This window comes from Rhizobium sp. AC27/96, from assembly GCF_001692325.1.
Taxonomy (GTDB): domain Bacteria; phylum Pseudomonadota; class Alphaproteobacteria; order Rhizobiales; family Rhizobiaceae; genus Rhizobium.
Window position 1 is genome coordinate 42,358 of record NZ_LXKN01000009.1, and the last position, 22,448, is coordinate 64,805.

Annotated in this window: 22 protein-coding genes; 14 read left to right on the forward strand and 8 right to left on the reverse strand. The window is 60.4% G+C overall.

What is annotated here, in order from left to right:
- The first annotated feature begins 185 nt into the window (after positions 1 to 185).
- Together A6U86_RS09820 and ispG are read left to right on the forward strand one after the other, a co-directional pair.
- On the forward strand, positions 186 to 1,385 hold the full coding sequence (locus A6U86_RS09820; RefSeq protein ID WP_068389842.1) for an MFS transporter: 1,200 nt from the start codon (positions 186 to 188) through the stop codon (positions 1,383 to 1,385).
- 127 nt (positions 1,386 to 1,512) lie between these two features.
- Positions 1,513 to 2,766 carry a flavodoxin-dependent (E)-4-hydroxy-3-methylbut-2-enyl-diphosphate synthase gene (gene ispG, locus A6U86_RS09825; RefSeq protein ID WP_068389845.1) on the forward strand — a complete coding sequence of 418 codons (1,254 nt, stop codon included), beginning with the start codon at positions 1,513 to 1,515 and terminating at the stop codon, positions 2,764 to 2,766.
- A gap of 81 nt (positions 2,767 to 2,847) precedes the next feature.
- Here the strand turns inward: ispG and A6U86_RS09830 are convergent, their stop codons facing one another.
- Both A6U86_RS09830 and A6U86_RS09835 read right to left on the reverse strand, forming a co-directional pair.
- Positions 2,848 to 3,489 (reverse strand): LysE family translocator, encoded by a 642-nt coding sequence (locus A6U86_RS09830; protein ID WP_068389848.1) that lies wholly within the window; start codon positions 3,487 to 3,489, stop codon positions 2,848 to 2,850.
- A gap of 159 nt (positions 3,490 to 3,648) precedes the next feature.
- On the reverse strand, positions 3,649 to 4,254 hold the full coding sequence (locus A6U86_RS09835) for a TetR/AcrR family transcriptional regulator (RefSeq protein ID WP_068389851.1): 606 nt from the start codon (positions 4,252 to 4,254) through the stop codon (positions 3,649 to 3,651).
- Positions 4,255 to 4,353: 99 nt separating this feature from the next.
- Between A6U86_RS09835 and A6U86_RS09840 the strand changes: the two genes are divergently transcribed.
- A complete protein-coding gene (locus tag A6U86_RS09840) occupies positions 4,354 to 5,382 on the forward strand; it encodes an NAD-dependent epimerase/dehydratase family protein (protein ID WP_068389854.1) in 1,029 nt (342 codons plus the stop codon).
- A 25-nt stretch (positions 5,383 to 5,407) separates the two neighbouring features.
- On the opposite strand, the gene A6U86_RS09845 is transcribed toward A6U86_RS09840, so the two are convergent.
- A complete protein-coding gene (locus A6U86_RS09845; RefSeq protein WP_068389857.1) occupies positions 5,408 to 6,322 on the reverse strand; it encodes a polyprenyl synthetase family protein in 915 nt (304 codons plus the stop codon).
- Positions 6,323 to 6,464: 142 nt separating this feature from the next.
- On the opposite strand from A6U86_RS09845, the gene mtgA reads away from it, so the two are divergent.
- The 4 genes from mtgA to rpmF all read left to right on the forward strand — a co-directional run bounded on the left by mtgA (position 6,465) and on the right by rpmF (position 9,097).
- A complete protein-coding gene (gene mtgA / locus A6U86_RS09850) occupies positions 6,465 to 7,250 on the forward strand; it encodes a monofunctional biosynthetic peptidoglycan transglycosylase (RefSeq protein ID WP_244509861.1) in 786 nt (261 codons plus the stop codon).
- A 94-nt stretch (positions 7,251 to 7,344) separates the two neighbouring features.
- Positions 7,345 to 8,067, forward strand: a complete 723-nt coding sequence (locus tag A6U86_RS09855; protein ID WP_068390119.1) for a DUF1868 domain-containing protein — start codon at positions 7,345 to 7,347, stop codon at positions 8,065 to 8,067.
- Positions 8,068 to 8,083: 16 nt separating this feature from the next.
- A complete protein-coding gene (locus tag A6U86_RS09860; RefSeq protein ID WP_068389860.1) occupies positions 8,084 to 8,731 on the forward strand; it encodes a glutathione S-transferase family protein in 648 nt (215 codons plus the stop codon).
- 180 nt (positions 8,732 to 8,911) lie between these two features.
- Positions 8,912 to 9,097, forward strand: a complete 186-nt coding sequence (rpmF, locus tag A6U86_RS09865; protein WP_006724402.1) for a 50S ribosomal protein L32 — start codon at positions 8,912 to 8,914, stop codon at positions 9,095 to 9,097.
- 340 nt (positions 9,098 to 9,437) lie between these two features.
- On the opposite strand, the gene phaR is transcribed toward rpmF, so the two are convergent.
- The gene (gene phaR / locus A6U86_RS09870; protein WP_068389863.1) at positions 9,438 to 10,010 is read right to left on the reverse strand and encodes a polyhydroxyalkanoate synthesis repressor PhaR; all 573 of its coding nucleotides are present in this window, start codon (positions 10,008 to 10,010) and stop codon (positions 9,438 to 9,440) included.
- Positions 10,011 to 10,251: 241 nt separating this feature from the next.
- Here phaR and A6U86_RS09875 point away from each other — a divergent pair, with 241 nt between their 5' ends.
- Positions 10,252 to 11,433, forward strand: coding sequence for an acetyl-CoA C-acetyltransferase (locus tag A6U86_RS09875; RefSeq protein WP_068389865.1), 1,182 nt, complete (start codon positions 10,252 to 10,254; stop codon positions 11,431 to 11,433).
- A 99-nt stretch (positions 11,434 to 11,532) separates the two neighbouring features.
- Positions 11,533 to 12,258 (forward strand): acetoacetyl-CoA reductase, encoded by a 726-nt coding sequence (phbB, locus tag A6U86_RS09880; RefSeq protein ID WP_068389868.1) that lies wholly within the window; start codon positions 11,533 to 11,535, stop codon positions 12,256 to 12,258.
- 46 nt (positions 12,259 to 12,304) lie between these two features.
- Here the strand turns inward: phbB and A6U86_RS35590 are convergent, their stop codons facing one another.
- The 3 genes from A6U86_RS35590 to A6U86_RS09890 all read right to left on the reverse strand — a co-directional run bounded on the left by A6U86_RS35590 (position 12,305) and on the right by A6U86_RS09890 (position 13,081).
- A complete protein-coding gene (locus A6U86_RS35590) occupies positions 12,305 to 12,478 on the reverse strand; it encodes a hypothetical protein (RefSeq protein ID WP_198929040.1) in 174 nt (57 codons plus the stop codon).
- Positions 12,479 to 12,623: 145 nt separating this feature from the next.
- Positions 12,624 to 12,878: a YMGG-like glycine zipper-containing protein gene (locus A6U86_RS09885; RefSeq protein ID WP_068389871.1), complete on the reverse strand. Its 255-nt coding sequence runs from the start codon at positions 12,876 to 12,878 to the stop codon at positions 12,624 to 12,626.
- A 47-nt stretch (positions 12,879 to 12,925) separates the two neighbouring features.
- Positions 12,926 to 13,081, reverse strand: coding sequence for a DUF3309 family protein (locus A6U86_RS09890; RefSeq protein WP_068389874.1), 156 nt, complete (start codon positions 13,079 to 13,081; stop codon positions 12,926 to 12,928).
- Positions 13,082 to 14,349: 1,268 nt separating this feature from the next.
- Between A6U86_RS09890 and A6U86_RS09895 the strand changes: the two genes are divergently transcribed.
- From A6U86_RS09895 to A6U86_RS09915, 5 genes are all read left to right on the forward strand, one after another.
- Positions 14,350 to 17,505, forward strand: a complete 3,156-nt coding sequence (locus tag A6U86_RS09895; RefSeq protein ID WP_083196778.1) for a helicase-related protein — start codon at positions 14,350 to 14,352, stop codon at positions 17,503 to 17,505.
- A 3-nt stretch (positions 17,506 to 17,508) separates the two neighbouring features.
- Positions 17,509 to 17,913, forward strand: coding sequence for an RNA-binding S4 domain-containing protein (locus A6U86_RS09900; protein WP_068389880.1), 405 nt, complete (start codon positions 17,509 to 17,511; stop codon positions 17,911 to 17,913).
- 194 nt (positions 17,914 to 18,107) lie between these two features.
- The gene (gene fdxA / locus A6U86_RS09905; RefSeq protein WP_068389883.1) at positions 18,108 to 18,446 is read left to right on the forward strand and encodes a ferredoxin FdxA; all 339 of its coding nucleotides are present in this window, start codon (positions 18,108 to 18,110) and stop codon (positions 18,444 to 18,446) included.
- Between the two features lie 398 nt (positions 18,447 to 18,844).
- The gene (locus A6U86_RS09910) at positions 18,845 to 19,417 is read left to right on the forward strand and encodes a CarD family transcriptional regulator (protein WP_068389886.1); all 573 of its coding nucleotides are present in this window, start codon (positions 18,845 to 18,847) and stop codon (positions 19,415 to 19,417) included.
- 408 nt (positions 19,418 to 19,825) lie between these two features.
- On the forward strand, positions 19,826 to 20,689 hold the full coding sequence (locus A6U86_RS09915) for an RNA polymerase factor sigma-32 (protein WP_068389889.1): 864 nt from the start codon (positions 19,826 to 19,828) through the stop codon (positions 20,687 to 20,689).
- 43 nt (positions 20,690 to 20,732) lie between these two features.
- Here A6U86_RS09915 and A6U86_RS09920 read toward each other — a convergent pair whose 3' ends face one another.
- Positions 20,733 to 22,157, reverse strand: a complete 1,425-nt coding sequence (locus A6U86_RS09920; protein WP_068390122.1) for a M48 family metalloprotease — start codon at positions 22,155 to 22,157, stop codon at positions 20,733 to 20,735.
- Positions 22,158 to 22,448 lie beyond the last annotated feature (291 nt).

Below are 22,448 nucleotides of genomic sequence, written 5' to 3' on the forward strand. Positions count from 1 at the left end.
TGCTTTTTCGCCGTCAATAGGACATTTTGCCAATGCCGTGCACATATGAATGATTTATTCGAGGTTGTGGCGTCTTTGCCTCCGCTTTAACAGAGGGAGACGAAATGTGACTGTGTCGGCTGTTTTCAATCATTGCGATTTCAATCGATTTAAATAGACTGCGGCACCGATCCGGAGGGTTTTTTATGGATAATATGACGAGATCGGAGGGTCTTGAGGCGCGCAGGAGCGGATTCTTCACGAAATCGCGCGCGGCCGTCTCCCTGCTGTTCTTGATGAACGGCTTCATGGTCGGCTGCTGGGCACCGAAGATTCCGGAGTTCGCCGAGCGGCTGCACCTCACGAAATTCGAACTCGGCCTGATGATCCTCGTCTTCGGCGTTGGCTCGCTTGTGATGATGCCGCTTGCCGGCGCCCAGATCGCCGTGCGCGGTTCAAGGGTCGTCGTCAGGGCTTTCGGTGTGCTGCTGCTGCCGATGATTCTGGCACTGACGCTGGCCCCGAACGTGTGGACGGCCGCCATTGCGCTCTTCCTGTTCGGCGGCTTCATCGGCGCCATGGACGTGGCGATGAATGCCAATGCCGTCTCGGCCGAAAAATCCATGCGCCGGGCGATCATGTCGTCCTGCCACGCCTTCTGGAGCCTTGGCGGTTTGCTGGGGTCGGCGATCGGTGGCTTTCTGATCTCGCGCTGGGGCGTTCTTGGCCATGCCGAAGTGTCCACCGTGCTGGCGATCCTGTTCCTGGTCGTTGCCTGGCCGATGGTGCTCGGCGATCAGCCGCATCCCGACGAGGCAAAGCCGAAGGCGCGGCTGCCGATGATCCCGCTGCCCTGGCTGCTCGGCATGGTCGCACTGTTCTGCATGGTGCCGGAGGGGGCGGTGCTCGACTGGAGCGCGCTTTATCTCAGCCAGGAAAAGGGGGCATCGGTCATTCTCTCGGGGTTCGGCTTTGCCGCCTTCTCCGCCACCATGGCGACCATGCGCTTTGCCGGCGATTTCGTGCGCGATTGGCTCGGCGCCATCAGGACGCTGCGTGTCTGCACCGTCTTTGCCATCATCGGCATGCTGACCGCTGCATTGGCGCCCAACGCGGAGATTGCGATTCTCGGCTTCGCGCTCTGTGGCATCGGCATTTCCAACATGGTGCCGATCGCCTTTTCCGCGGCCGGCAACATTCCGGGCCTGCAGCCCGGCATCGGCATCTCCGTCGTCACCACGCTCGGCTATTCCGGCATGCTGGTCGCGCCGTCCGCCATTGGCTTTGCCGCCGAGCATATCGGCTTCTCGCCGGTGCTGATGGCGCTGCCGGTGTTGCTGCTCGTCGTGCTGGCCTTCTCGTCGCTGGCGCGCTACGCTGACGGCATCGGCGAGAGCAGGCATTAATTTCGTCGCTTTTGCTCGGTAGGGGCTTGGCTCAGCCCGATCAAAAGAGATACCTGGAGCGGTTGACAACGACCGCTTCGTGATCCACCTGAAAGGCACCTGTTTCAAAGGTCTGCGAGAGCTTTCCATGTCATTTGCCAGTGATTTCGACCCCAAACCACGCCGTTCCTCCGTTGCTGTCGATGTTGGCGGCGTGATTGTCGGTGGCGGCGCGCCCGTGGTCGTGCAATCCATGACCAATACCGATACCGCCGATGTCGATTCGACCGTGGCGCAAGTGGCGGCCCTGTTCAAGGCCGGTTCGGAGCTGGTGCGCATCACTGTCGACCGTGACGAAAGCGCTGCCGCCGTGCCGAAGATCCGCGAGCGGCTGCTGCGGCTCGGCATGGATGTGCCGCTGATCGGCGATTTCCATTATATCGGCCACAAGCTGCTGGCCGATCACCCGGCCTGCGCCGAGGCGCTGGCGAAATACCGCATCAATCCCGGCAATGTCGGCTTCAAGGACAAGAAGGACAAGCAGTTCGCCGAGATCATCGAGATGGCGATCCGCTACGACAAGCCGGTGCGCATCGGCGTCAACTGGGGCTCGCTCGACCAGGATCTCCTGACTGCGCTCATGGACAAGAACGCCGCCGAGGGCTCGCCGCTGTCGGCCCGGCAGGTAACGCGCGAGACGATCGTTCAGTCGGCGCTGATCTCGGCCGATCTCGCCGAGGAAATCGGCCTGCCGCGCAACCGTATCATCCTGTCGGCTAAGGTCAGCCAGGTGCAGGATCTGATCGCCGTCTATTCCATGCTGTCGGAACGCTCCGACCATGCGCTGCATCTGGGCCTCACCGAGGCCGGCATGGGCTCGAAGGGCATCGTCGCCTCGTCCGCCGCCATGGGCTATGTGCTGCAGCACGGCATCGGCGACACGGTTCGCGTTTCCCTGACGCCGGAGCCGAATGGCGACCGTACTCGCGAGGTGCAGGTGGCGCAGGAACTGCTGCAGGTTATGGGCTTCCGCCAGTTCATCCCCGTCGTCGCGGCTTGTCCCGGCTGCGGCCGCACCACATCGACGGTCTTCCAGGAACTGGCGCAGAACATCCAGAGCGATATCCGCAAGAACATGCCGGTGTGGCGCGAGAAATATCCGGGCGTCGAGGCACTGAATGTCGCCGTCATGGGCTGCATCGTCAACGGCCCCGGCGAAAGCAAGCATGCCGATATCGGCATTTCGCTGCCCGGCACCGGCGAAACGCCGGCCGCCCCCGTCTTCATCGACGGCCAGAAGGCCATGACCTTGCGTGGTCCGAACATCGCCTCGGACTTCGAAGCTCTGGTTGCCGACTATATCGAAAAGCGCTTCGGCCAGAAGAGCGTCGCGGCGGAATGATCCTCCGCTAAAGCGAGAAGATCTGTTTGTTTTCACGCCATTCCGGACGGAAAACCGCCGCACACTTTTCCGGGAAAAACGCTACATATTGCTCGTCAGCAGCTTGATGCCGGCGAAGCAGTAGAAGCCGGCCATGGCGCCTTCGATCCAGCGCCGTGCGCTGCGATAGATCTTCAGCGCATGCGGCGTCGAAAACAGCACCGCATACCCCATGAACGCCAGGAAGCCGGTCGCGCAGCAGATGACGACGATCAGCACCGCCACGGAGGCGGGCGCGCCCTGCGGCATGCCGAGCGCGATAATGGCGAGCCATGCGAAGATCGCCTTCGGGTTGGTGACGTGGATGCCGTAGCCGCGCAGGACCAGTGACTTGAAGGTCGGTACCCTTGTTTCGGCGGTGGTCGTCATCACATCGCCATGCGCCCGTACGGCGCGAAATGCCTTGTAGGCGAGATAGAGCAGATAGAGCCCGCCGAAGATCTTCAGAACTTCCAGCGCCATCGCGTAGGTCTGCAGCAGCGTGGCAAGGCCGGCGGCGGCGGCAATCGCCCACGTCAGCGATCCCCCGAAAATGCCGAGCGAAATGGTCATGCCCGCCTTGCGGCCATGGGTCATCGATGTGCCGATGATCGCCATGATGGCAGGGCCGGGACTAACGACGGCGATGATATAGGCAATATAGGCCGGCATGATCTGCGGCAGGTAGGCAAGCGTCTCGCGCATGGAGAAATTCCCGGGGGCGTCGGCCGGCGCGGACAATTCCGCGCCTACGGACCAATTCGGTATCGGAATTTGTCACAAAACCGAGGGGAAATCACGCGGGCAACGCATGGATTCTTGTTATGGTGACATTCCCTGGCGGAATGGATCGAAGGCGCGTCGCTATTCCGGTCGGCCCACGTCTTCTGCTTCCATAAGCTGCCGGACGATCGGCTCCAATATGGCCTGTAGTTCCGGGGATGCTTCCGCGTTCAAGGCGGTGAGGCCGATCATCTGCCGCATCATCTGCACCCCGGCCACCAGCGATAGCAGCAGCGCCGCGCGCTGTGGCGTTGCCTTGCCGGATAGCGCCATCGTGACATTGCGCTGATGGTGCTTTTCGATCACGTCGCGAGCAATCCGAATGGCGGCATCGCTGGATGCCGAGCGCAGCATGATCAGGAAGCCGTCGAGCGCCGTCGCGTCCGGGGCCGTTACCTCCAGCAACATCCTGGCGACCAGCCGCGCCCTGTCGGGGGAGCTGAGATTGCCGCTCGTGGCGATGATTGGATTTTCATTCGCCCGCTCGAGAACCTCGGCAAACAGCGCCTCCTTCGAGCCGAAGTAGCGGTTGATCAGCATGGCGGTGACGCCTGCCCCTTCGGCGATCTCGCGGACGCCGGCTCCTTCGTAGCCCGACCTGATGAAGGCGAGCCGCGCCGATTCGAGGATGGCGGTGCGGGTTGCGGCCGCGTTGCGTGGGCGAGGATTGGGCTCTGATCTATCCATCACATTTCCAAATATACAGTTGTAGACTTATGTTGTTTCTCAATGTATACGCCTGTATACAAACGGTCAATGAAATGCCTTTAAGGCTCTGGAGATCAGATGAAGGAAACAGTGCTTGTGACAGGCGGAACCGGTTTCGTTGCCGGTTGGTGCATCGCCGAACTTTTGGGTCGCGGTTATCGTGTGCGCACGACGGTGCGTGACTTATCCAGGGAGCCAGCGGTGCGGGCCGCAGTTGCTTCAGTCGCGAAGGATACGACCGACCTGTCCTTCCATGTTGCCGAACTTCTCGACGATAGCGGCTGGGCGGAAGCGATGGCGGGCTGCGATTATGTGCTGCACGTCGCCTCCCCCTTGAGCGGCGCACCGGCTGGCGATCGTCAGGCCTTCGTCGCACCGGCGCGGCAGGGTACGCTGCGCGTGCTGAAGGCGGCGGTGGATGCCGGCGTCAAGCGGGTGGTGATGACGTCGGCGGCAGCAACTGCTCGTCCTCCGCTGCATCTGAACCTTGTCAGCGACGAGACGATGTGGGCCGATCCGTACGATCCGCAGTTCGATGCCTATCGCGTTTCCAAGATCCTGGCGGAGCGGGAGGCCTGGGAGTTCATGGAGGCCAACGGCGGAGCGACGGAATTTTCCACGGTCCTGCCCGGCGCTGTCTTCGGCCCGATCCTCACGGCCGGCAATCTGGGCTCAGTGCGGATCATCCGCGACCTGCTGCGCGGCAAGCCCGCATTCGTGCCGCGGCTCGGCTTCTGGGTGGTCGATGTGCGCGATCTCGCCGATCTGCACGTCCGCGCGATGACGGCGCCGGCAGCTGCCGGTCAGCGCTTCATTGCGGCGGGCGAATTTCTGTGGCTGGAGGAGGTCGCCAAGGCTCTGCGTGACGGTTTGGGAGCCCGTGGTGCCAAGGCGCCGACGCGGCGGCTGCCGATCTTCCTTGTGAAGCTGCTCGCGCCGTTCCTCAGGGATTTGCGGCCGCTTGCGCCGCTGATCGGCCGCAAATTCGAGCTCACCTCGCAGAAGGCGCGCGGCATGCTCGGTTTTTCGCCACGGCCTGCCAGGGTGGCGATCGCCGATTGCGCGAATAGCCTGTTCGACCACGATCTGGTTCGTGACGAGCGTTAATTTTTCTGCTGGGGTGCGGCGAGGATCAGCTCTTGCGGTTCGCCACGAACCGGGCTGTGTCGATCAGGACATCTGCCTTACCTCCATAGCCGGCTAACAGATCGGCGGCGTCTGCGACGAGCCTTGACAGCGTCGCCTCGGCCCATTCCTGGCCATGCAGGCCAACGAGTGTCCCCTTGCCGCGGGCGGCATCCTTGCCCGTCGCCTTGCCCATGGTGGCGGCATCGGCCGTCAGGTCGAGCAGGTCGTCGGCAAGCTGGAAGGCAAGGCCGATCTTTTCGCCGAAAGTCCGCAGGCGTTTGCGGTCTTCTGCCGAGGCACCTGCGATGATGGCGCCGGCCTCGCAGGCAAAGCGGATGAGCGCGCCGGTCTTCATCGCCTGCAGCGTCGTGATGCCGGATTCGTCGGGTGTTTCTTTCTCTGCGGCGAGGTCGAGTGCCTGGCCGCCGGCCATGCCGCCGATGCCGGCTGCGCGCGAAAGGGCCAGAACGAGCGCCATCTTCCGCTCGGGCGGCAGTTCCGTTTCGGGTGCGGCGATGATGTCGAAGGCGTAGGTCAACAGGCTGTCGCCGGCAAGGATCGCCGTCGCATAGTCGAAGGCGATATGCACGGTCGGCTGGCCGCGACGCAGGTCGTCGTCGTCCATGGCCGGCAGGTCGTCATGAACTAGCGAATAGCAATGCACGCATTCGAGCGCGGCGCCCACCCTGAGGGCGGCTTCGGCATTGCCGCCGAGGAGAGCTGCCGATTCCATGACGAGAAAAGGCCTCAGCCGCTTGCCGCCATTCAGGACGCCATGGCGCATTGCGCTCAGCAGCCTGTTGGGGCGGACGATTTCGTCGTCGAGGCTGACATCGGCCAGAAGCTGGCTCAACAGGGTTTCGATCCTGCCGGCATTGTCCTTGAGGCGGTGCTCGAATGAGGAATGGGTGCTGTCCATGGCCGCTGTTTGGCATGAGAGGCGGTTGCTGGCAACGAGAATTGTCAACAGCCATATGGGGAATCGTGTCGCACTCTGGTCATCGCTTTGCGTAGACGATATGACGAGTGCAGCATCAGAGCGTTTCCCGGATGCATTGAGAATGCACCGGGATGGAGCGACCGTGGACCTCAGGCAATTGGACATATCGACTGATCATGAGGAGGAGGAAGGCGAGGTGCCGCAACGGTCCTCCCTCTTGGCGCGTTTCAGAGCCCGTCCGCTTTGGCAGCGCATCGTCCTGATCCTGATCGGCGTGTTCCTGCTGCCCTATCTTTTCATCGTCCTTTATCTGTTGCCATTCATCCACCCGGTCTCGACGCTGATGCTGGGCGATGCCGTGACCTTCCAGGGATATGATCGCCGCTGGGTTCCGCTCGACAATATCGCGCCGGTGCTGGTGAAATCGGTGATGGTTTCCGAGGACGGGCAATTCTGTTTCCATGGCGGCGTCGATTGGGGCGAGATGCGGATGCTCGCGCAGGAGACATTGCGCGGCAAATCCACACGCGGCGGCAGCACGATCCCGATGCAGACGGTGAAGAACCTGTTTCTGTGGAACAGCCGTTCCTTCGTGCGCAAGACGCTGGAGCTGCCGCTGGCGGTCTCCGCTTCCGCCGTCTGGTCGAAGCGGCGGATGATGGAGATCTATCTCAATGTCGCCGAATGGGGCCCGGGCATCTACGGCATAGAGGCGGCGGCGCGCTATCATTTCAAGGTGCCGGCTTCCAAGCTTACGGGGCGTCAGGCAGCCCTTCTCGCGGTATCGCTGCCAAACCCGATCGATCGCGTGGCCAGCAAGCCGGGGCGCGGGCTCAGCCAGCTCGCCTCGCTCATCCAGCGCCGCGCGCGAAATGCCGATGCATATATCAAATGCCTTTATGACTGAGATCAGAACTTGTCGTTCGATCGGTTGAGCGTCATCTGGCATTCTTGCTCGTAACGTAAGGGCGGTGCATCTGCCAACGACGATCGGACATGCCATGGACTTCTCCGCCTTTTCCCCCGAATTGCTGCAATATGCCAAGAGCCTGCATCCGCAGCCCCCGCGCCATCTCGGCACGCGCTACGATCTCTCCGGCATCTTCCAGCCCGAGCCCGGCAACACGGTCGTCTGCCATCTGCCTGAGGGCTCGCAGACGCAGCGTGCGGTGGTCTCGGCGCGGCAGAAGTACCTGGCGATGCCGGAAGCCCGGCAATTCGCCTTCACGCCGGTCTCCAGCCTGCATATGACCCTGTTCCAGGGGATCATCGAATATCGGCGCACGCGGCCTTTCTGGCCTGCGGATCTGGCGCTCGATACGCCGATCGACGAGATGACCGGCATCATGGGCGAACGCCTGAAGGCCTTCTCCATGCGCGATCCGTTCAAGGTGGCGGTGATAAAGGCGCGGCCCAGCGGCCTTCTGGTCGAGGGCGCGACCGAGGCGGACCGCGAGACCATGCGGGAATGGCGCAATTCGCTGGCCGATCTCCTTGGCTATCGCCACCCCGATCACGAAACCTATGCCTTTCACATCACCTTCACTTATGTCATCGAGCGTCTCGCGGACGAGGCGCTGCCGCGCTGGCAAGCGATGTTGGACGATGTAGCGGCCGAGTTGCGCGCCGAAGTACCCGTTCTGGAACTGCGGCCGCCGGCCTTCTGCTCGTTCGAGGACATGAACCATTTCGAGGAACTGCGCGTCTTCGAATTCGGGAGCTAACAAGGGAATAGGGATCATGGACAAGCTAACCCTCTACATCGGCAACAAGAACTATTCCTCCTGGTCGTTTCGGCCATGGATCGCGCTCGAGGGCTGCGGCATCGCCTTCGATGAAGTCCTGATCCCCTTCGATTTTCCGGCCGGCAATCCCAATATTCGCGCGGTTTCGCCGACGGGAAGGGTGCCGATGCTGGTGCATGGTGGCTTCAAGGTGTGGGAATCGCTTGCCATCATCGAATATGCGGCCGAACTCTTTCCCGACGCCGGGCTTCTGCCTGACGATCGGCAGTCGCGGGCGCTGGCGCGATCCTACAGCATGGAGATACTTTCGGGTTTCCACGCCCTGCGCAACACCTGCCCGATGAACATGCGGCGTCCGGTGAGCCGTCCCGATCTGTCCGATGGCCTCATGAATGACGTGGCGCGCATCGAGACGATCTGGCGTGAAGCGCGCTCGCGTTCCGGCGGTCCTTTTCTGTTCGGGGCCTTTTCCGGGGCTGATGCGATGTATGCTCCGGTCGTCAGCCGCTTCGAGCGGTACGACATTCCTGTATCCGCCGACACGCGGGACTATATGGACGTGATGAAAGCGTCGCCTGCCTGGAGGAAATGGGAGGAGGCCGCGCTGAAGGAAACATGGATCGTGCCGGAGGACGAGGCGTGACCCGCTGATTCGATCCTGATAGGGTTGAATCGGGCGCGGCAGGCAAAAAATGCTGAGAGGGACTGGTCAAAGCCCGATAAGTCATGTACAAGCCCGGCCAAATTCCGAAATTGATGCATGTCTGTTTCGGCCGCCTGGCTGGCCGCTGATATGTTTCGTCCGCAAAGTGGAGTAACGAAAATGGCTGTACCGAAGAGAAAAACAAGCCCGTCCAAGCGCGGTATGCGCCGTTCGGCTGATGCGCTGAAGGCTTCGACCTATGTTGAAGACAAGAACTCCGGCGAACTGCGTCGCCCGCATCACATCGACCTGAAGACCGGCATGTATCGCGGCCGTCAGGTTCTGACGCCGAAGGAAAGCGCATAATTTCTGCGCTGCCTTGATGGCATGAATAAAAAAGGCTGGCGGTTCGCCGGCCTTTTTTGTTTCGATGGGGTCTTATGGTGGGTGAAAAGCGGCCTGTTCGTGTGCCGCACCTTTGATACCCCCCTCTGTCACTTTCGTGACATCTCCCCCACAAGGGGGGAGATCGTTGGGAGTTTGCGGCTCGTTACCCGTGATGCAATAGGCTGTACTTTCAGCGGATTCGATATTCGATTGAGGTAAAGGGCGCCTGCGAGCCACCAATCTCCCCCCTTGTGGGGGAGATGTCACGTTAGTGACAGAGGGGGGTGAACACTCTCCGCAAATTCAAGGCTGCCTTATCTCAAAGGCTATCCAGCTTGCTCTGCATGGCGCGGAGCTGTTCCTTGAGTTCGTCGATATCCTTGGCCTCGGCCTTGCGGCTTTCCTTTGCCGGCGGCTTCATGAAGGGCGAAAACATCTGCATCGCCTGCTGGAACATCTCGGTGTTGCGGCGAACCTGTTCCTCGACCATCTGGATCGGCAGCTGCAGATTCTTGCCGAGCGGCGTCTCGCCGAAGGCCCGGTTCATCTGCTCGCGCATCTGCACCTGCTGCTCGGTGAAGGCACGCATGGAATGTTCGAGAAAACTCGGTACGACCATCTGCATCTGATCGCCGTAAAAGCCGATCAGCTGCCGGAGAAAGGGAATCGGCAATAGCGTGTTGCCGGTCTTCGATTCCTGTTCGAAAATGATCTGCGTCAGGACCGAATGCGTAATATCCTCGCCGCTCTTGGCGTCCTGGACGGTAAACTCCTCACCCTTCTTGACCATCTCCGCCAAGTCGTCCAGCGTCACGTATGTGCTGGTGCCAGTGTTGTATAGGCGGCGATTGGCATATTTCTTGATTACGATCTGGCCCTCATTCTTTGCCATTATCAGTCTCCTGGCCCCGTCTGATTGTATGGAATATTCCTCCACCCCCGAGTGTAGACGCAAAAGAAGCATGGTGACAATCGCTTTGTGCGATGCGGCAAGCCCTTTCCTTTGATTGCATTTCCTGCAGGCAATGACGGCTTCGTGAAATCTGCGCGGGGGAAATTCTTGCTGTTTGACTCCGGCGCAAAGCTTTGACAGTTTCGCCTCATATACACGTTCATTTTATGAGGAGGCTTCCATGAGCAGTTCATCCATCGTCGTCGCCAGCGCGGCTCGTACCGCCGTCGGCTCCTTCAACGGCGCGTTTGCGACCGTTCCCGCTCATGAGCTCGGCGCAGCTGCCATCAAGGGCGTGCTGGAGCGTGCAGGCGTCGATGCCAAGGAAGTCGACGAAGTGATCCTCGGCCAGGTTCTGCAGGCAGGCGAAGGGCAGAATCCTGCCCGTCAGGCCGCGATGAAGGCCGGTATTCCGCAGGAAGCGACCGCCTGGGCTGTCAACCAGCTTTGCGGCTCTGGCCTTCGCGCCGTAGCACTCGGCATGCAGCAGATCGCGTCGGGAGACGCAAGGATCATCGTCGCCGGCGGCCAGGAATCCATGTCGATGGCCCCGCATGCCGCCCACCTTCGCGCCGGCACCAAGATGGGCGACATGAAAATGGTCGACACCATGATCAAGGACGGCCTGATGGATGCCTTCCACGGCTATCACATGGGCATCACGGCCGAAAATGTCGCGCGCCAGTGGCAGCTCTCGCGTGAGGACCAGGACCAGTTTGCCGTTTCCTCGCAGAACAAGGCCGAGGCCGCGCAGAAGGCCGGGCGTTTCAAGGATGAGATCGTTCCCTTCACCATTCAGTCGCGCAAGGGCGACGTCATCGTCGATGCCGACGAATATATCCGTCACGGTGCGACGCTGGACGGCATGGTCAAGCTCCGGCCGGCCTTCGACAAGGAAGGCACCGTGACTGCCGGTAACGCGTCGGGCCTGAACGATGGCGCCGCCGCGGCGCTGCTGATGACTGAAGCCGAAGCCTCGCGCCGCGGCATCCAGCCGCTCGCCCGTATCGCCTCCTGGGCGACCGCCGGCGTCGATCCGCAGATCATGGGCACTGGCCCGATCCCGGCGTCCCGCAAGGCATTGGAAAAGGCAGGCTGGTCGGTAAGCGATCTCGATCTTGTCGAGGCCAATGAAGCCTTCGCCGCTCAGGCGTGCGCCGTCAACAAGGACCTCGGCTGGGATACGTCGATCGTCAACGTCAATGGCGGTGCGATCGCCATCGGCCATCCGATCGGCGCTTCCGGCGCGCGTATCCTCAACACGCTGCTGTTCGAAATGAAGCGCCGTGGCGCCCGCAAGGGTCTGGCGACGCTGTGCATCGGCGGCGGCATGGGCGTTGCCATGTGCCTTGAGGCGCTCTGACGCGTTTTGAGCAGGGTTTTCCAGAAGAAGTGATGAAGGCGGAGCGGGCGACCTGACGATCGGTCGTCCCGCCTCCGTAGCAACAAAGGGGAGTGGCACATGAGCAGAGTGGCATTGGTAACCGGGGGTACGCGCGGCATCGGAGCAGCGATTTCGATGGCGTTCCGTAATGCGGGCTACAAGGTGGCGGCGACTTATGCCGGTAATGAGGAAAAGGCGCGCGCTTTCCATGAGGTCACCGGCATCGCCGTCTACAAATGGGACGTGACCGACTACGAGGCTTGCGGCAAGGGCATCGCCAAGGTCGAGCATGATCTCGGCCATGTCGACGTCCTGATCAACAATGCCGGCATTACCCGTGACGCCATGTTCCACAAGATGACGCCGCAGCAATGGCACGAAGTCATCAACACCAATCTCACCGGCCTGTTCAACATGACGCATCATGTCTGGCAGGGCATGCGCGACCGCAGCTTCGGCCGTGTCGTCAACATCTCCTCGATCAATGGTCAGAAGGGGCAGATGGGGCAGGCAAACTATTCCGCCGCCAAGGCCGGAGACCTCGGCTTTACCAAGGCGCTTGCACAGGAAGGGGCAGCCAAGAACATCACGGTCAACGCCATTTGCCCCGGCTATATCGGTACGGAAATGGTGCTGGCGGTGCCGGAAAAGGTGCTTAACGAGCGGATCATTCCGCAAATTCCCGTGGGACGCCTAGGCGAGCCGGAGGAAATCGCCCGCATCGCGGTCTTCCTCGCCGGCGACGATGCCGGTTTCATCACGGGGTCGACGATATCGGCCAATGGCGGGCAGTTCTTCGCCTGAGCCAATCGTCCTGTTGATGTTGGGGATTGCCGGGTCAGCCCGGCAATCATCCGTGGCTTGAACCGGCCGACTGCCGTTGTCGTGGCTTGAACTCCAGGATGACGGCTTCCACCGTCATTCGCCGCTTTTGCCTGAAGCGGGATCTCGCGGCGTAGGCGAGCGCGTAAAAGGTGGTGCCGACGAGCACGATCGCTGCAATGCTTGCGATGATTGCGGCCATGATGCCGTTCCTTTCTCAAAACACTGCTTTCTTCCCGCAGCCTTTGGCTGCGAGAAGACCATTGTCTCTCTGGAATTATCGTCCGGCGCGCAGAGCCTGAAGGTCATGACCGACCGTTAGGCCGATCGGTCATGAGACATCGGTGTTAGCGGCAACGAGCCTCATAGCGATTGCCGTAGCGGTCGCGATAGATGCAATAGCCGCGGCGATCTTCCGAGCGACCGATAAGGTTGCCGACGAGGCCGCCGGCGACTGCGCCGACTGCCGCGCCACCCCAGCTGTGCGTGGCAACGCCGCCGATCAGGGCGCCGGTACCGGCGCCGATTGCGGTGCCTTTTTCGGTGGATGTGCAAGACGCCAGCGCGCCGACGAGGGCAATCGCGACGATGATCTTCTTCATGATGTTAGCTCCCTGGTGTTGTGAGGTTTTCAGTAATCATCTGCGGATCAGATCCGCCCCATCAATAGCAGAATGAGGACAATGACGAGAACAAGCCCGAGACCGCCCGACGGACCGTAGCCCCAAGACCGGCTGTAACCCCAGCTCGGAAACGCGCCGACCAGCAGCAGAATCAGTATCACGAGTAATACCGTACCAAGCATTATGTGTCTCCTCCATGTCCGTCGCCGGAATATCCCCGGCAGCGTTGCCGCGTCCGGATATATGCTCCAGCGCCTCCGCCTTAATCTGTTCGATGCGAACGAGCGGAGTTCCTTGCATTTCTGATCGTAGAAACTTGTTTCGCCGAAAATTGTTCCGGCTAAGAAATAAAAATGCGGAAAGCCGATCTTTCGGTGACCGGCGAAATGTTAACGCGAGAGCGCAAACCGGCTGACATATCGATGATCCGGGACATATTTGTATGGTTAAAATTTCATTAAAATACAACGGGTTGCGGTGAACGAAACGGGAAAGAACCGATGTCGATGTTTCGTCAGCGATTCGTTCTGCATTTGGACTTTGGTTAACATTCACGGCCGCCAAGGCAGGGCGGGAAGCCGTTCTGCGTGGCGGCTATGCTACCGGCGTATCGCGGCGAAGTGGTGTTTCGTTGGCTCAATGCGTTAATGCGGGGGAGTTGAAGGAAGTTTTGCTGCCCTGTTCGGCTCTCCATATCGGGATGCATCGATGGTAGAGCACCATATGTAGCCGTGAACAAATCGGATACATGCGGGAATCGCCGATTCGTCTCCGATTCGTTCCGGCTTTGATCGAGGTGTTAACGGATACACTCTTTGATTGTATTTGTCGATTTATCCTATTTGAACCCGGCGAATGCCCCCTGCAATCCAAGATTCGGGCGCGATTCACTGCCTCAACTCCTCCGAGTCCGAAGTATTTTCGGTCGAGAATCGCTATATGTTGTGAAGAACGAAGGGGGAATCGGTTGAATCCAGCGATTCCTCGCTCATTCGTTGAGGCTTTGCTTCATTTCCAAAGTGCGGGCGGTTACCTTCAAAAAAGCGAAATATTTACAAATAATTAACCATAAAATTACCGGGCGTGACGCCCGCTGCGGATTCGCTGCTTGACTCTCTTTCGCGTGGAAAAGACAGGAAAAATGCGATTCAGTATCTGGTGGGATTCTTTGATTCCAAATCCATATGTAGTAGTGAACATACAGGGAACCACTGAGAGTCAGCGATTCGTCGCCGATTCGTTCTCAGGCTGTTCCGGAATCGCTTGGACTCGTATGGGATGTAGGGGCAATGAAGCTTTTGGTTGAAACGGCAAATCGTAAAAGCGACCGTTGGCGATGCTGTTTTTTCATTCAGGTCTTGCCTTTGTCACATATGGTCGTCATCTCTTCCTTCTTCCCGGAGAAGCTTGCTGATCGGAAGACGGTGGTTTCTCGCTTATGCACGGACCTATGACTCACATCTCGCAGCCAATGATCCTGAGCGGACGCGGCGTAACCGCTGTGCTCGGACCAACCAATACCGGCAAGACCCATTATGCCATCGAGCGTATGGTGGCGCACGGCAGCGGCGTTATCGGCCTGCCGCTGCGGCTGCTCGCGCGCGAGGTCTATACGCGTGTCGTCGACAAGGTCGGGGCGCAGCATGTGGCGCTTGTCACGGGCGAGGAAAAGATTTCGCCGCCCAATGCCCGTTTTTCCGTCTGCACCGTCGAGGCGATGCCGCGCGAGACACGCGCCTCCTTCGTCGCCATCGATGAAGTGCAGCTGGCCGGCAATCTCGAGCGCGGTCATATTTTCACCGACCGGATCCTGCATCTGCGCGGCCGGGACGAGACGCTGCTGCTTGGCGCCGGTACGATGCGGCCTATCCTCGAGCAACTTCTGCCCGGCATTACCGTTCTCGAGCGGCCAAGGCTTTCGCATCTCTTCTACGCAGGTCAGAAGAAAATCACGCGCCTGCCGCAGCGCACGGCAATCGTCGCCTTTTCCGCCGACGAGGTCTATGCGATTGCCGAGCTCATCCGCCGCCAGCGTGGCGGAGCTGCCGTCGTGCTGGGCGCGCTCAGCCCGCGTACCCGCAATGCACAGGTCGCGCTCTATCAGGCCGGCGATGTCGAATATCTGGTCGCGACCGATGCCATCGGTATGGGTCTCAATCTCGATGTCGATCATGTCGCCTTTGCCCAGGATCGCAAATTCGACGGCTATCAGTTCCGCAATCTCAATCCGGGAGAGCTCGGCCAGATTGCCGGCCGCGCCGGCCGTCACCTCAAGGACGGCACATTCGGCGTGACGGGCCAGGTGGATCCGTTCGACGACGAGCTGGTGCGCCGGATCGAAGGCCATGAGTTCGACACGGTCAAGGTGTTGCAGTGGCGCACCAAGGGCTTTGATTTCTCCTCGATCGCCGCGCTTCGCACCAGTCTTGAAGACGCGCCACGCGTGCAGGGCTTGACGCGGGCGCTGCCTGCGGTAGACCAGCAGGCGTTGGAATATCTGTCACGCGATCTGGAGATTGTCGATCTTGCCAACAACCCGGCCCGGGTTGAAAAATTATGGGAAGCCTGCGCGCTTCCGGACTATCGGCGCATTACGCCTGCCCAGCATGCCGATCTCATTGCTACCCTCTTTTCCGATCTTGTGCGCTATGGCACGGTGAAGGAGGACTTCCTTGCCGAACAGGTGCACCGCGCCGATCGGACGGATGGTGAGATCGACACGCTTTCGGCGCGAATCGCGCAGATAAGGACTTGGACCTATGTGTCGAATCGGCCCGGCTGGCTTGCCGATCCGACACACTGGCAAGAAAAGACGCGGGAAATCGAGGATCGATTGTCCGATGCGTTACATGAACGGTTGACGAAACGCTTTGTTGATCGCAGGACATCTGTGCTCATGAAGCGCCTGAGAGAGAATGCAATGCTGGAAGCTGAAATCAGTGTGAATGGGGATGTCTTCGTTGAGGGGCATCATGTGGGACAGTTGACCGGATTCCGGTTCACGCCTATCTCGGGAACCGAGGGGCCGGACGGCAAGGCTGTCCAGGCAGCCTCGCTGAAGGCGCTTGCGCTGGAGTTTGAGGCACGTGCTGCGCGCATGCATGCAGCCGGCAATAGCGATCTTGCGATCAGCGCCGACGGTATGGTGCGCTGGCTCGGCGATCCCGTGGCGCGCCTGTCGGGCAGCGATCATATCATGCGGCCGCGCGTCATCCTGCTTGCCGACGAGCAGTTGTCGGGCAATGCGCGCGATCATGTCGCGGCTCGCATCGAGCGCTTCGTCAATCATCATATCAGCACCATCCTGAAGCCGCTCGACGATCTGTCGCGCGCCGAGGATCTGCAGGGTCTTGCCAAGGGCCTGGCTTTCCAGCTGGTCGAAAATCTGGGCGTTCTGTTCCGCCGCGACGTCACCGAAGAGGTGAAGTCGCTGGATCAGGATGCGCGCGCCTCGATGCGCCGCTACGGTATTCGCTTCGGCGCCTATCATATTTTCGTCCCCGCGCTTTTGAAGCCGGCTCCGGCCGAGCTCATCAGCCTGCTCTGGGCATTGAAGAATGATGGCCTCGACAAGCCCGGCTACGGCGATCTCATTCCCGTGCTGGCCGCTGGACGCACGTCCGTTGTCACCGATCCGAGCTATGAGCGCACGTTCTACAAGCTCGCCGGCTTCCGCTTCCTCGGCAAGCGCGCCGTGCGCATCGATATTCTCGAACGCCTGGCGGACCTCATCCGTCCGCTGCTGCAGTGGAAGCCCGGCCAGGCTTCGCGCCCTGAAGGTGCCTATGACGGCCGCCGCTTCACCACGACGACGGCGATGCTTTCTATCCTCGGCGCCACGCTGGAAGACATGGAAGAGATCCTGAAGGGTCTCGGCTATCGCGCCGATGCCGTGAAGGCCGAAGAGGCTGCTGCCCATCTTGCGCAGCAGGATGCACTTGCCGCACCGGCAGCGCCGGCTGCGGATGCCACCGCGGAAAAGGTCGATCATGACGACGCCGACTCCTCCGCCGGCGAAGAACCGGCCAAGGAAGCCGAAGCCGTTGCGCAGGAAGCCGCTCCGGTTGCCGCTGTATCGGCCGAGCCGGTTGCGGAGGCAACTGCCGAGGCTGGCGAAACGGAAGCTGTTGCAGTTGAAGCTGCCGAAGCCGTGGAGCCGAAGCCGGTTCTGCTCTGGCGTCTTGGCGGTCGCAGCGATCAGCAGCAGCGTCAAGGCGGCCGTGGCCACGGCGATCGCCGCGGACAGCAGGGCGAAGGCCGTGCCCAGAATGGCAATCGCCGCAATGGCGAGCAGCAGCAAGCAAGCGGCGAGGGCAATCGCGAGGGTCGTCGTGACGGGCGCGATGCCCGTGGCGCCGGCGACAAGGGACCGCGCGGCAATAATCGCGATGGTGGCCGTCCGCAGAATCAAGGCGGCCGTGGCGAACGCAACGACCGTCAGGAACGCGGCGACCGCAATGACCGCAACAATCGGAACGACCGGAACAATCGCGGCGCGCCGCAGCCGCTTCGTTTCGAAGCCAAGCCGCCACGCAAGGAAAAGCCGATCGATCCGGATTCTCCATTCGCAAAGCTGGCTGCTCTCAAGGAGCAGATGAAGAAGTAGGCCATGAAGGACGAGAAGCAGCCATTTTCCGGTTCGCGCCAGCGCATCGACAAATGGCTCTTCTTTGCCCGCATGGTGAAATCCCGCTCGCTGGCGCAAGTCTATGTGCAGAACGGCAGCGTGCGGGTGAATGGCGAACGGGTCTCGCAGCCGAGCCACGGCATCAAGGTCGGAGACCGGATAGAGCTTTCTCTCGAGCGTCGCGATGTGATCCTCGTCGTGCGCTCCACCGGTGAGCGCAGGGGACCTTTCGAGGAAGCCAAGCTGCTTTACGAGGATTTGACCCCGCCGCCGGATGAGACAAAACGCCTCACCGCCTTCGAGCAGGCGTTGCGGGCGCCGGGCAGCGGCAGGCCGACGAAACGTGACCGGCGTGCAATCGATCGGTTGACCTCGGACGAGGATTAGAAAACTCTGCCCGTCGCGGGCGGTTTTCCAGATTGTTTGTCCTTGAAATTGGCGGACAAAGTCGATACCTGCCGGTAACCAGCTGGACGGCGCGTTTGCGCATGGCGCATTCGTCTGTTCGTTCGGCACCGTGGAAGGGTGCGACGTTCCAGGTTGCGCAGCCGCGGAAGCTAGAGACATTCCTGGAGTGCTTCATGACATATGTCGTGACCGACAATTGCATCCGTTGCAAATATACCGATTGCGTGGAAGTCTGCCCCGTTGATTGCTTCTATGAGGGCGAGAATTTCCTCGTCATTCATCCTGACGAATGCATCGATTGCGGCGTCTGTGAACCCGAATGTCCTGCCGAGGCCATCAAGCCCGATACGGAGCCGGGTCTCGACAAGTGGCTGAAGCTCAATGCCGAATATGCATCCATCTGGCCGAATATCACCGTCAAGCGCGATCCGCTGCCGGAAGCCAAGGAAATGGATGGCGAACAGGGCAAACTCGAGAAGTATTTCTCGACAAATCCCGGCGCTGGCGATTGATCGACGGCCGTGACAGGCCACCTGGAAAGGTGTAGTCGATATCGCACGGAGCGAATCGTTATCGTGAGGCCGCCAAGCGGTCAACGGGGCCTCTTTGGCGCGCGTGAAGCAAATTATTGATTTCCTCAGATTTTTGTGATAGGTTCCTCATACTGATCCACAGCGGCATTTCGCGTGCCTAAAACCATCACGAAAGCAAATCACCAATCCGTACGCGGTTTCCTTGACATATCAACGTTTTGTGTTGTCGGGGCTGAAATCGCGATGGGTGGGTTTCTTTTTGCATAAGTCTGGCTGGACCAGGATGACGCTACCCCGACGGTGCTTCCGTCTCATCCGGGCCTGACTGACCCGGCCCCCGGCCCAACCGGGCGCGTAACAGGGAGTTTTTGAAAAGAATGACGACCCAGCAGAAAAAACCTTCAGCAGCACGGCACGGCTTCAAGACTGGTGAAGCGATTGTTTATCCGGCTCATGGCGTCGGGACGATCACCGCGATCGAAGAGCAAGAAGTCGCAGGCATGAAGCTCGAGCTGTTCGTGATCGATTTCGAGAAAGACAAGATGCGTTTGAAGGTGCCGGTGGCCAAGGCCATGAGCATTGGCATGCGCAAGCTTTCCGAGACCGATTTCGTCGAGCGTGCGTTGAAGGTCGTGCAGGGCAAAGCCCGCGTGAAGCGTACCATGTGGTCGCGTCGCGCTCAGGAATATGATGCCAAGATCAATTCCGGTGACCTGATCTCCATCGCCGAAGTGGTTCGCGATCTCTATCGCGCCGAGAACCAGCCGGAACAGTCCTATTCCGAACGCCAGCTCTATGAAGCTGCGCTCGATCGCATGGCGCGCGAAATTGCCGCCGTCAACAAGATGTCGGAAACCGAAGCCGTTCGTCTCGTCGAGACCAACCTCAACAAGGGTCCGAAGCGCGGCAAGGCTATCGAGGAAGACGATTCCCAGGACGAAGCCGCATAAGACAAACGGCACATACAGCCTCCAAAAACCCGGCCCTCGTGCCGGGTTTTTTTCTTTGGAACCTTTTTCCTTCTGCCGCGTTTTAAGCTCGTGTTGGCGGTCGGTGTGGGTTCTCTCCTGCAGGAGAGGTGTCTGGGCGGGCCGTTTTATTGCCATTCACGAGGACCGGCCTATGCGTTTTCATTCGAAGCCCCCCGGTGATCTGAAGATGCTTCAATCATCTGATCAGTCTGATGAGATCGAACTAGACTAGTCATCGATAATCCGGCGAGCCGGAGAATCGGTCTCCAATTTTGCATTTCATTCATTGATTTTCATCCGAACAGCGATGTTCGGAAACCATGCCTGCTGCCCCTTTTTGTCGACCGCGGCTTAAAGACGATCTGGGGCCGAACCTAGGAGATGCGTATGACGAATATGTCTGCAGATCGGCGCATGATCAAACTCGCCATGGCTGCACCTTATCTCGATCGCGATGAAGAACATGATCTCGCCATACGGTGGAAGGATCACGACGATCGCGGCGCCCGCAACAAAATCGCGACCGCCCATATGCGCCTTGTCATTTCGATGGCCGGCAAGTTTCGCAATTTCGGACTGCCGATGAGTGACCTCGTGCAGGAAGGTTATGTGGGCCTGCTGGAGGCCGCTGCCCGCTTCGAGCCGGAGAGGGAAGTGCGCTTCTCGACCTATGCCAGCTGGTGGATTCGCGCTTCGATCCAGGATTACATCCTGCGCAACTGGTCGATCGTGCGCGGTGGCACGAGCTCGGCGCAGAAGGCGCTGTTCTTCAATCTTCGCCGCCTGCGCGCCAAGCTTGCCCGCAGCAATTCCAGCGTGACCGTTCAATCCATCCATGAGGAAATTGCCGTGACGCTCGGCGTCAGCCTTGCCGACGTGCAGACTATGGATGCGCGCCTTTCCGGCAGCGACACCTCGCTGCAGGCGCCGTCGATTTCAGGCGATTCCGAAAGTGCGGAACGCATCGATTTCCTCATCAGCAGCGAGCCGCTTCCGGACGAACAGGTCTCGGACATGATCGATGGCGAACGCCGTCGCATCTGGCTCGCATCGGCGCTGAAACATCTCAACGAACGCGAAATGAAGATCATCCGGGCGCGCCGTCTCGTCGAAGACGGGGCGACGCTGGAGGAACTTGGTGCCGATCTCGGCATTTCCAAGGAGCGCGTGCGTCAGATCGAAAGCCGGGCGATGGACAAGCTGCGCAGCGCGCTGGTGGATGCAGATCCACGCATGGCAAGCTACGCCTGACAGAGACCTTCTCCCGACCGGGAGAAGGTGATCCGGCCCTTATCTATTCCGCGATAATCTTGACCTTGTCGCCCGGTGCAATGCTCGCGCCGGTGGGCAGGGCATTGATCAGCTTGAACAGGTCGAGCTTGCGGTCGGTGCCCATCATGCGGGCTGCGAGCGTGGTGATGGTGTCGCCGGGCTTGACGGTGACGACGCGCACGCGCAGCGGCTTCAGCGAAGCGGCCTCATCCGGCGTCATGTGGCGGAAGCTTGCCCGCAGCACATTGGCCGTCTGATCGAGCTGGGCAATATTTCCCTTCGGAACCGCCGTCAGGAAACGGAAGATCTGCGTGCGGTCGCGGATGACGGTGACGTCGAAATCCCAGCGATCGGCTGAGGCGCGCGCAGTCGCGGCCGGCATGCCGTTGACGGTGATCGACTTGATCGACGACGGATCGAGGCCGGTCACCCAGCCGCTGGAAATATAGTTCGTCAGGTTCTGGTTCTGGGTGTCGGCAACGCCGTCGAAACGGATGGCTATGTCGCCGGGACCGGTCGCCATGACGGCTTCGACCTTGTTGTCGATGCGGAAATCTTCGGGTACGTTGAAGCGGATGCCAAGGCCGCCATGCAGGAAGGTCTGGCCGCGCACATAGCCTTCCTCCGGGCTGTCGCCATAGAGCAGGCCGTCGATGCCGTTCAGGTAATAGTCGCGGCCGGTGTCGCCGACCTTGCCTTCCTCGCCGAATTCGCGCGCATGCGCCTTGGCAAGGTCGATGCGCTGCGGGGTGCTCGGATGGCTCGACAGGAAGTCCAGGCTCTGGTCGACATCGGAATTGGCCGTCATGAAGCGGCTGTAGTCTTCCATGGCATTCAGGAAGCGGGCTGCCGCATAGGGGTCGTAGCCGGCCTGGCCGAGCGTGCGGATGCCGATTTCGTCTGCCTGCAGTTCCTGCTGGCGCGAGAAGGCGGCAAGGCGCAGTTTGCCGCGGGCAAGCGCCTGCTTGCCGGCAATATCGCTCGACAGCACTTCGGCGACGACGCGGCTGGCGATGACCTCGGCTTCCTCGCGCTTCTGCCGCTCGATGCCGTGATTGGCCGTCACATGCGCCATTTCGTGCGCCAGAACGGCTGCGACTTCCGAGGCGTCATTGGCAAGCGCCAGCAGGCCGCGCGTCACATAGAGATAGCCGCCCGGCAGCGCGAAGGCGTTGATCGACGGCGAATTGAGAATGGTGATGCGATAGGACTGCTGCGGGTTTTCCGAAACGCTGGTCAAGGCGCCGGCGATGCGGGCCACGAGACGTTCGGTCTTGGCGTCCTTGTATTCGCCGCCGTAGCTGGCGAGAATTCTTGGATGCTCGCGAGCGCCCATCTGCGCGCGCGGGTCGTTCTTCTGGACCTCGGAAACGATCTGCGGATTGGCCGAGGGCGAGACGCTCGGCTGATACGACTGATCCATCACGGTCTGACAGCTGTTCAGCATCGCCGCGGCGACAAGGAGCGGTGCCAGGCGGCGCAAACGGGCTGCGACGGTCACGCTGATCCTTCGTTCTGCTCGCTCGTTCTGCTTCAGTACCTGTGTCTCGCTCATTTCGCTGCCATGCCGGCTCGGCGCCAAATCCGGTTGATCATTACCGGGGCGATTATCATCGCGCCGGTAAAGGTTGCTTTCACCCCATCAATCCGCATTCATCCGGACGGTCTCCAACCCTTGCTGTAGCCGATTTTGACACCGGTTGCATAGCGAGACTCCGTTTAAATGTGGCAGCGTTGT